Source organism: Siphonobacter sp. (assembly GCF_048595215.1).
Classification (GTDB): Bacteria; Bacteroidota; Bacteroidia; order Cytophagales; family Spirosomataceae; genus Siphonobacter.
Window position 1 is genome coordinate 1 of record NZ_JBMDWJ010000381.1, and the last position, 9,339, is coordinate 9,339.

7 protein-coding genes are annotated in these 9,339 nt (G+C 48.8%); 3 read left to right on the forward strand and 4 right to left on the reverse strand.

Going from position 1 to position 9,339, the window contains the following annotated elements; all coding sequences use genetic code 11:
- The coding region (locus ACOJTG_RS23355; protein ID WP_420156017.1) for a CHAT domain-containing protein at window positions 1-2,708 on the forward strand (2,708 nt) is incomplete at its 5' end.
- On the opposite strand, the gene radC is transcribed toward ACOJTG_RS23355, so the two are convergent.
- Window positions 2,705-3,406, reverse strand: a complete 702-nt coding sequence (gene radC / locus ACOJTG_RS23360) for a RadC family protein (RefSeq protein WP_420156018.1) — start codon at window positions 3,404-3,406, stop codon at window positions 2,705-2,707. The two genes, ACOJTG_RS23355 and radC, sit on opposite strands and share 4 nt — an antisense overlap.
- An 87-nt stretch (window positions 3,407-3,493) precedes the next feature.
- A complete protein-coding gene (gene rpsT, locus ACOJTG_RS23365) occupies window positions 3,494-3,757 on the reverse strand; it encodes a 30S ribosomal protein S20 (RefSeq protein WP_094812331.1) in 264 nt (87 codons plus the stop codon).
- Between the two features lie 181 nt (window positions 3,758-3,938).
- Here rpsT and ACOJTG_RS23370 point away from each other — a divergent pair, with 181 nt between their 5' ends.
- The gene (locus tag ACOJTG_RS23370; RefSeq protein ID WP_420156019.1) at window positions 3,939-4,889 is read left to right on the forward strand and encodes a zinc dependent phospholipase C family protein; all 951 of its coding nucleotides are present in this window, start codon (window positions 3,939-3,941) and stop codon (window positions 4,887-4,889) included.
- Between the two features lie 243 nt (window positions 4,890-5,132).
- Window positions 5,133-6,323, forward strand: coding sequence for a class I SAM-dependent rRNA methyltransferase (locus ACOJTG_RS23375; RefSeq protein ID WP_420156020.1), 1,191 nt, complete (start codon window positions 5,133-5,135; stop codon window positions 6,321-6,323).
- Between the two features lie 155 nt (window positions 6,324-6,478).
- Here the strand turns inward: ACOJTG_RS23375 and ACOJTG_RS23380 are convergent, their stop codons facing one another.
- Window positions 6,479-7,354: an inositol oxygenase family protein gene (locus tag ACOJTG_RS23380; protein WP_420156021.1), complete on the reverse strand. Its 876-nt coding sequence runs from the start codon at window positions 7,352-7,354 to the stop codon at window positions 6,479-6,481.
- A 147-nt stretch (window positions 7,355-7,501) separates the two neighbouring features.
- Window positions 7,502-9,112, reverse strand: coding sequence for a sodium/sugar symporter (locus ACOJTG_RS23385; RefSeq protein WP_420156022.1), 1,611 nt, complete (start codon window positions 9,110-9,112; stop codon window positions 7,502-7,504).
- Between the last annotated feature and the right edge of the window lie 227 nt (window positions 9,113-9,339).

Sequence of the window (9,339 nt, forward strand, 5' to 3'; positions counted from 1 at the left end):
TTGTTTTAAAGCATACGTGGTTGAGGGCCATTATATCCCATATCTGCCTTAAACTACTCGGGTGTTTTCTGTTCCTGAGTGGTTGGGCGGAATACGCCCATTGCCGACAATCCACTACGTTTGCCTCCCAAGTCAGTCGCCTGCTGCCATCGGAATCCATTGCTGACTGGGAGAACTTAAAACGCGATTGGCTACGCTGTGGAATAGCCCAGGATTCTTCCTACGGTCGGTTGCTAAACACTCTGGGCAATCTGTACTGGCTGGCGGGTAATAAGAAAAAAGCCCTGGAACAGTTACAGGAAGCCGTTCGTCTGCCTGCCCTTCCCCCCGATTTGTCCACGCAGAGTATGTACCGCTACGGGGCCTATCTGATCGGGAACAACCGTTGGGAAGAAGCTGAAAGTATCCTCCTGCAAGTCATTACGCACAGCGAACGTCACCAGTTCCATGAACGGGTGGCGGCGGCCTGTGCCCAGTACGCGTATCTGGCCAATGCCAAAGGTGATTTTCATCAGGCCGTTGAATACGCCGATAAAGGCATTGACTACGCTCGTCTGGCCCATAGTTCCTCCCGCGAATTGTATAATTTGAATCAGAAAGTAGAAGGCCTCATTGGTTTGAATCAGTTGCCCGAGGCGGCCCAACTGATGGAATCGGTCATCGATCCCAAACACGGACCCCTCAATCCAGATCATTCCTTACTGGCCATTGACATCTATTTACAACTACGACAGTTGCCCCGGGCTCAGGAATTACTCAAACAGGCATTACGCACCTTTACCGACAGCGTTTCGCAGGGAAAACTCTACAACGAACAAGGAATACTTTTCAAGCATCTAAGACAACCCGTACAGGCTCAGAGAGCCTACCTGCGAGCCTTAACGTATTTTCAGGAACCCGATGTACGAGCGATTGTGTACAGCAACCTGGGCGAGCTGAACAGTACCCGGCCAACGGTGGCTTTGGCTTATTTCCAGCGGGGTATTCATCAGTTGGTGCGTTCCTGTACGCCCTATCGCCTGAGTGCTAATCCGCATACGAGCCAGTTGCAAAGTGTATCCCGGAAGGAATATTTGCTGCTGTTACTTAAGCAAAAAGTGCAGGCTTTACGGATGCGATACCAGCAAACGCACAATCCACAGTACCTCACGCTTGCTCAGCAAACCATCACGGTTACCGATCAGATGATTGACCGGATGCGGTGGAGTCATCAGGGGATGAAATCCAAGCTATACTGGCGAAATACAACCCGGTCTTTTTACGAAGATGCCATTCAGGTGTGTTACTGGCAGAAAAACAGCAGTCGAGCCTTTTATTTTTTCGAGAAAAGCCGGGCCGTACTGCTGGCCGACCGTCTCAACGAATGGAATGCCAGTCGGCAATTACCCGCTCATCTGGCCGAGCAGGAACGGGCTTATCGCCAGGCTATCGAGCAATTACAGGATCTCTCTGCAATTGGCTCACTGGCGGAACAACGGGCCACCCGTAATCGCCTCGATAGCGTAACGCAGGCCCAACAAGCCTTTATCCGTTCCCTCGAAAAAACCCACCCGACTTATTATCAGTACAAGTACGAAAATCAGGTACCTTCGCTGCAAACCGTACAGAAATCGTTGCTGGCCAAAGATCAGGCTTTGGTTAGTTACTTTATCGGCGAACGGGCTCTGTACGCACTGGGCGTCACTCCAACTAAAACGGTTTGCAAACGCCTGCCCCTAACCGGCCTGCCAGGCAAGGCCCAGCAATTCCTCAAGTACTGCTCTACTGCCCAACTCACTGTCACGGAAGTACAGCAGTTCAATCGGCTGGGTTATGAATTATATCAGCGATTACTGGCTCCCTTAGGCCTGTCTTCGACTCGCTTCATCATTTCTTCGGACGGCGTTGTGCTTCCTTTCGATGCCTTTCGTTTTTCGCCCGACCGTCCTTCTGATTATCTCATCCATACGCATGCCTTTAGTTACACGTATTCTGCAGGATTTCTACTGCGAAAACGTCCGCCGATGGGCTGGAGTAAAAATTTTCTGGGCCTGGCTCCTGAAGTCTTTACTGCGGCTCTGCATCAACAGCCTTTGCCGGGTTCGGTCCAGGCCTTAAACCGGATTGAAAAGCAGGTCTTTTTCCCGAAAACGCTGGTACACGAGGCGGCTACCAAACGGGCCTTTCTGGACCAGGCCGCCGATTACCGAATTTTACACCTGTTCACCCATGCCGACGCCGATAGTACCACTACCCACGAACCGGTCTTGTACTTTGCGGATTCAGCCTTGAAACTTTCTGAACTGGAGAACGCTCCTTCCTTTCGTACGCGTTTACTCGTGTTGTCGGCCTGTAAAACGGGGGTGGGTGTCGATCAGAAAGGGGAAGGTGTATTTAGTTTGTCGCGGGGATTTGCGGCTTTGGGTATTCCCAGTACCATCACGACCTTGTGGAGTGTCGAAAACAAGGCTACCTACACCTTGATTGAAGATTTTTACCGCTTTCTTTCCCAGGGTTTGCCACAGGATCTGGCTTTACAGAAAGCTCAGCTTCAATGGCTACAAACGCAGGATCAACAACTTCCGTATTACTGGTCGGGCCTCATCCAGATGGGCGAAACGACTCCCTTGTACGACGATGCAGCCCTTCCTACTACAGCGGGCATTGCGGGTGGTTTGGTATTGATTGGTTTAGGCCTGTGGTGGCAGCGAAGAAAGAGACACCCTTAAAGTAAACCTTCGTCTGCGAAGCTCAAATACTTATGATCGCACAGGATTAGGTGATCCAGAATGGGGATGTCGAGTAACTTTCCGGCTTCCTTTAACTTTCGGGTCAGGTCTTTGTCCGCATGACTGGGTTGCAGGTTTCCCGACGGATGGTTGTGAGCCAGAATCATACCACTGGCTAAATGCTCGATGGCGTGTTTAAAAATCAGCTTAGGATCGGCTACTGTACCCGAAACACCACCCGCTGAAACTTGCATGGGCCGTATGATCTGATTAGCCCGGTTGAGTAGCAGAATCCAGAATTCTTCGTGCAGTAAATCCATCAGATGCGGGCGTAAGGCCTGATAAGCCGTCTCTGAACTCGTGATGGATGAGCGTACGACGGGTTCCGATTCTTTGCGGCGGCGACCCAGTTCCAGAGCGGAGACAATCGTAATGGCCCGGGCTTCACCAATGCCTTTAAATTTAGAAAGCTCCTTGATACTGAGTTTAGCCAGTTGATTGAGGTCATTGCCCACGCTACTCAGAATCATCTTGGCCAAGTCGACTGCCGTATAATGCTGAATACCCGAATTGATCAGGATGCCCAATAGTTCGGCATCACTCAAAGCCGCTTTGCCTTTCAGCATTAATTTTTCCCGGGGGCGATCTTCTTCGGCCCAGGTTTTAATGGTACTTAGCGGCTGGTAAACAGGAGTCATAGGGGAATAGCGAAAAAGCCTTACTAGCGAAAGTAAGGCTTCTAACTGAACGGAAGGCTACCGTTCAATCAATGGGCTATCCGGCAATTAAGCAGCAGCTTGCAGTTTGTTGACAAATCTTGCCAACTTCGACTTGTTGTTAGCCGCTTTGTTTTTGTGGATGACGTTTTTCTTCGCCAATTTATCCAACATAGAAGCAACTTTTTTGTACAGGTCCTGAGCTTCTACTTTATCGGTAGTAGCACGCAGTTTCTTAATGAACGTACGAGTCGTTTTATGCTGGAAACGGTTACGAAGGCGTTTCGTCTCGTTTGCCCGGATCCGCTTCAGAGCTGATTTGTGGTTTGCCATGTCTTTATATTACTGAGAATCTATGGATTTTCGGAATAGGAATGCAAAAGTAAGACTTCCTTCTCAGATTACCAGCCGTTCCCTCAAAAATTCTTTACTAAATACGTGAATCCCTTCAAATTAGCTGATGGCTAATGATTTGATCGATAGCCATTCGCTCCCTTTTCTATTACTGCAACCCATGAAACGGTTCTTTTTGCTGATTTTTCTGCAAATTCCTCTGTATCCGGCTTTTAGCTGGGGCTTTTATGCTCACCAGCGAATTAACCGCCTAGCGATCTTTACGCTGCCCCCTGAAATGGGTCGCTTTTACAAAAAGAACCTGATGTATTTGATGGAGAATTCCGTGAATCCAGACAAGCGTCGCTATGCTGTCGTGGGTGAAGCCGCCCGCCATTACCTTGACGTAGAGGCTTATGGGGACAGTGTATGGAGCAAACCGTACTGGAAGGATGCGGTGGCGTATTGGGGTGAAGATACGCTTAATACGCATGGCATCGTACCCTGGCACATTCAACGCATGAAGTTTCAATTGACAGAAGCCTTTCAGCAACGAAACATTGCTCGTATTCTAAAACTATCGGCGGAAATGGGCCATTACATTGCTGATGGCAATGTACCTCTCCACACCACGCGTAACTACAACGGCCAGCTGACCGGTCAGGAAGGAATTCACGCCTTCTGGGAAAGTCGTTTACCCGAGCTTTATGCCGAGCAGTACGATTTTTTCGTCGGTCCAGCCGCGTACGTTCGCTCGCCCGCCCGCCGCTCTTGGGAAGCGGTACGTCAGGCTCACCATTGTCTGGATTCGCTTTTTTCGCTGGAAACGCAGGTGACCCAGGAACTGGGTCAATCCCGGAAGTACTCTTTGGAAGAACGAGGTAACGTCATTCAAAAGACCTACTCCCGTGATTTTTCCGAACGGTATCATCAGTTACTCAATCATCAGGTTGAGCGACAGATGCGGGCTTCCGTAAAAATGATCGGCGATTTCTGGTATACCTGCTGGATTGACGCGGGTCAGCCGGATCTGAATCAACTCCCTACACTCAGTGAAAAAGACAAACAGGCGGAGGAGATAGAGAAACGTTCGTGGTTGCAACGTTTGTTTCGGGTACGGCCGGAGGAGTAGCTGTTTTCTGAGTTGTTTGTTTTTTGTTGATGGTTATTGGCAGGAAAGGTGATTATAGCAGGGCTGGGATGTTTAATTGAAACGAGCATCTGGTGCAGGCTTCCAAACCCGTACCCGTGGCGTCACCTATATCCTACACAATTCCAGCATCGGTTAATTGCTACTAAGTAATCTTAGCCTTCCTCCGTTAACTATCAATGATCTACTGACAACGATTGCCCCATCCCCTGTTATCTTTGTACCATGGAATCAGTGGTACAGATTATATTGAAGCCCGGAAAGGACGCTCCCGTTCGTCGTTTCCACCCTTGGGTGTTTTCGGGAGCTATTGCCAAAACCCTCGGTAAGCCGAAGGATGGCGAAGTGGTAGAAGTACTTGATCATCAGAAAAATTACCTGGCGACGGGCCATTACCACGAAGGTTCAATTACCGTAAAATTATTCTCGTTTGAGCCATTAACGCCCGATGCAGATTTCTGGTTACAAAAACTGGAAAATGCCCTTCGCGTTCGGCAAGCCCTGCAGTTTACGACTACGACCTGCTACCGCCTAGTACACGGTGAAGGGGACGGATTTCCCGGACTTATTCTCGACTGGTACAACGGCGTAGTTGTCTTTCAGGCTCATAGCGTAGGCATGCACCGTGAGCGGGAAGCCATTGCCCAGGCTCTGCAAAAACTATACGGCGATGCTCTGAAAGGCATTTACGATAAGAGTCACGAAACGCTACCGGATCGCTACGCTCAATCGGTACAAAACGGCTATCTCTGGCAAAAGGATACCATCACGTTACCACACCCGGTACTGGAAAATGGTCATACCTTTTTGATTGACTGGCAAACCGGACAGAAGACAGGCTTTTTCCTGGATCAACGCGAAAATCGGCAATTGCTGACCAAGTACGTAAAAGGCAAACGCGTGCTGAATGCCTTCTGCTATTCGGGTGGATTTTCGATTTATGCCTTAGCAGCAGAAGCCTCGCTGGTCCATTCGGTAGATGTATCGGAAAAAGCCATTAAGCTGGTAGAGGCTAACGTAGAGGCCAATAATTTTGGTCCTGAACCTACGCACGCTTCATACGCCGAAGACGTGGTAAAATACCTCAAAACGCACGATCAGCAGTACGATGTAGTGGTACTCGATCCACCCGCGTACGCGAAGAGCATGGACGCCCGTCACCGGGCCGTTCAGGGGTATAAACGACTGAATATTGAAGGACTCAAGCGACTCGCTCCGGGTGGCATTCTGTTTACCTTCTCCTGCTCACAAGTAGTGGATCGCGAATTGTTTTACAATACAATCGTTGCCGCCGCTATTGAAGCTGGCAGGCAGGTACGCGTCCTGCATCACCTGTCGCAGGGACCCGATCACCCCGTCAACTTCTTCCATCCCGAGGGTCATTACCTGAAAGGATTGGTTTTGTACGTGGAATAAAAAGAAACCCCCGACTATCACAAGTCGGGGGTTTCTTTTATTCCATGGGTTGCACCCATGGCTAGTGAGATTGAACTCCTTCGGAGTTAGTAATGCCCCACCCAAAGCGAGTCCATCTCGGTAGCTCCGTATTAAGTTCAGGGTAGCCTCTTCGACTAAAACTTAATCGTTGAAGGCAGATATTTCGCAATCAGATCCTCATAATACGGTTTGAGTTCCTTCACATTGGGAGGTACGGGAGCTTTCGAATACAGATCATACGGATTGAAAAGCTTCACCCATTTGAACATTTCGCGGTCGTGATCATCCATCAAATGATCGTAGGCTCCTTCCCGGTGCTGGGCGTAAAACGAGTGGTACCGCATCATGTACAGAGCCGACTCGGGCATGTGATCTTTCATCATGTGGTACAGATACTCATCGTGACCCCAGGATAAATGCACGTTGTCCAGACCACAATTGGGTTCGTAAACTCCGTATTTGGTATTGTAGCGTTCGTCTTGGCTGTCCGGATTGGCGTCGAAGAATTCGGGATAGACAATTTTATCCGAAGGTTTACAGCCCACCGGGAACGTATCGCCTACGACCGCCCACTGCGGTTCGCCAAACAGACATAGTACTTTTCCCATATCGTGCAACAGACCCGTCAGTACAAACCAGTCGGGATGACCGTCGGCCCGAATGGCTTCCGAGGTTTGGAGCAGGTGTTGCAACTGGTCGAGTTCAATATCCGGATCGGAATCATCCACCAGCGTATTCAGGAAGTTAAAAGCCTCCCAAATGGGCATTTCTTTCCGGTCAAACTTCAGGAAATCCGCTTTTTTCTGCTGAACGAAGTCGTAGGTCTGGTAGGTATGATTGAGTCGATAGAATTCCCGTACGGTATCCCGCTCCGGATTATCGTAATTCCGGAACTCTTCCTTGGCCTTAGCCGTCGTTTCCGGCTCGGGATAACGTTCCAATAAATCATCTTCCCAAACGTCGAGACTCGATAGCGGAGCTTTTTCTTGAGGACTGAAGTCGGTTTTCATTACTTCTTGGTTTAACAGGACAGAAAAATCGTTTATGCCGTTGAAATTGAATTCGTTACCGTTTTTTCAAAGGTAATTTAATTTTCAAAATTGCTTAGATAATAAGCAGTATTTTTTGAACTAATCTCAGAACGTATATTCTTTATTTTACCAGAAAACGGTATACAACGCCGCAATAATCCCCCAAATCAAGGCCGAAAAAACGACGAACGAAGGCGAAATACGAAACATGGATCGGGTCAGTACTAAGCCCTTGGGATTGAATTTACTGGACGTATCGAGCAGTGATATGATAATCATCAGGCCCGCCAGAATCAGGAAACACCAGCCCGTGCGGTGCAGAAAAGGAATGGGCGTGTCGGGCAGCCACTTGAACAGCAACGCCAGCGGAATGGATACACTCGCCGCCACGAGAGCCGCCGTGGAAGTGGTACGCTTCCAGAACAATCCCAGGAAAAACAGAGCAAAAGCTCCGGGCGTCAGATAATTGGAATATTCCTGAATGAACTGATACGCCTGTTCGAGGTGGCGTAACTGCGGCGTAATGAGTAAGGCGATGGCAAAGGCCACCCATACGGCTATTCTTCCAATGAAAACGGTCTGTTTTTCGGAAGCATCTTTATTGAGGAATTTCTTGTAAATATCCAGACTGAAAATCGTCGAAATACTGTTACACTTTCCCGCCAGCGAAGCTACGATGGCCGCCGTCAGGGCCGCAAATGCCAGTCCTTTTAAGCCAGTTGGCAATAAATTCATGAGCGTGGGGTACGCGTGATCAGGTTTTACCTTTCCGGCAGCGTCAACCATTTCCTGCTGAAAAGCCCCGTTCTGATAAAGCACGTACGCCGCAATACCCGGAATGACACAGATGAGCGGAATGACGAGTTTAAGAAACGCCGCAAACAGAATACCGCTCCGGGCCGTCGGCAGATCGGCTCCTAAGGCCCGCTGCACGATGTACTGATTACAGCCCCAGTAATTCAGGTTATTGATCCACATACCGCCAAAGAGTACGGCCATGCCGGGTAATTCGTAGTAGTAGGTATGTCCTTCGGAAAAAATCATGTGGAAATGGCCATTGGCGTGCGTATGTAGCAAACTTAGTCCATCGATTACACCATTTCCGCCCCATTGATCTGACACCATTTGCAGAGCCAAGAACGTTACTGCGACGCCACCCATGATCAGTACTACCACCTGAATCAAATCCGTATAGCCAATTACTTTCATACCACCGAGGGTAATGAAAATGGCGAAAGCGGCCAGTCCGAGCATACAGGTAGTGAAGGGTACGCCGGAAATGGTTTCAACGGCCAGGGCCCCGAGGTACAGAATGGAGGTAAGGTTTACAAATACGTACAGCAACAGCCAGAATACCGCCATGATCGTTGCCACGGTATCATTGTAGCGTTGCGACAGAAACTGCGGCATCGTGTAAATCTTGTTCTTCAAATAAATGGGAATGAAGAAAATGGCTACAATAATCAGCGTAGCCGCCGACATCCATTCGTACGAAGAAATCGCTAGTCCCATCGCAAAACCCGAGCCCGACATACCGATGAAGTGCTCGGCAGAAATGTTGGAGGCAATCAGCGAAGCCCCAATTGCCCACCAGGTTAGCGAGCCCTCCGCCAGAAAGAAATCTTTGGTATTGGTTTCACTGGACTTTTTGCGGCGATAAATCCAGTAACCATAGGAAGAAACGAGGAGAAAATAAATCAGAAACACACCGTAATCAATACGTTGTAAGCCTTGCATAGGGGTTTAGAAGTTAAATGAGGGAATTACTTCAGCAGGTAATTAAATCATCTAAGCGGCTCTAAATTATGATTATTTCCTTAAAAAATTGTTTTTATTACTCACAAACAAAAAAGCCCGTATTCTTCCGAACACGGGCCTTATAAAAAGAAAAGAATTACTAGTTAGTCGATCAAGTGAAACAGGCGTTTCCAGCGAATTTTGTTGAGGACACTTCCTTCAGGATC

Bases quoted from the DNA above. Each gene is read 5' to 3' on its own strand.
- radC (WP_420156018.1), bottom strand. From the start codon at position 3,406: ATGACTCCTGTTTACCAGCCGCTAAGTACCATTAAAACCTGGGCCGAA.
- ACOJTG_RS23370 (WP_420156019.1), top strand. From the start codon at position 3,939: ATGAAACGGTTCTTTTTGCTGATTTTTCTGCAAATTCCTCTGTATCCG.
- ACOJTG_RS23380 (WP_420156021.1), bottom strand. From the start codon at position 7,354: ATGAAAACCGACTTCAGTCCTCAAGAAAAAGCTCCGCTATCGAGTCTC.
- ACOJTG_RS23385 (WP_420156022.1), bottom strand. From the start codon at position 9,112: ATGCAAGGCTTACAACGTATTGATTACGGTGTGTTTCTGATTTATTTT.
- rpsT (WP_094812331.1), bottom strand. From the start codon at position 3,757: ATGGCAAACCACAAATCAGCTCTGAAGCGGATCCGGGCAAACGAGACG.
- ACOJTG_RS23375 (WP_420156020.1), top strand. From the start codon at position 5,133: ATGGAATCAGTGGTACAGATTATATTGAAGCCCGGAAAGGACGCTCCC.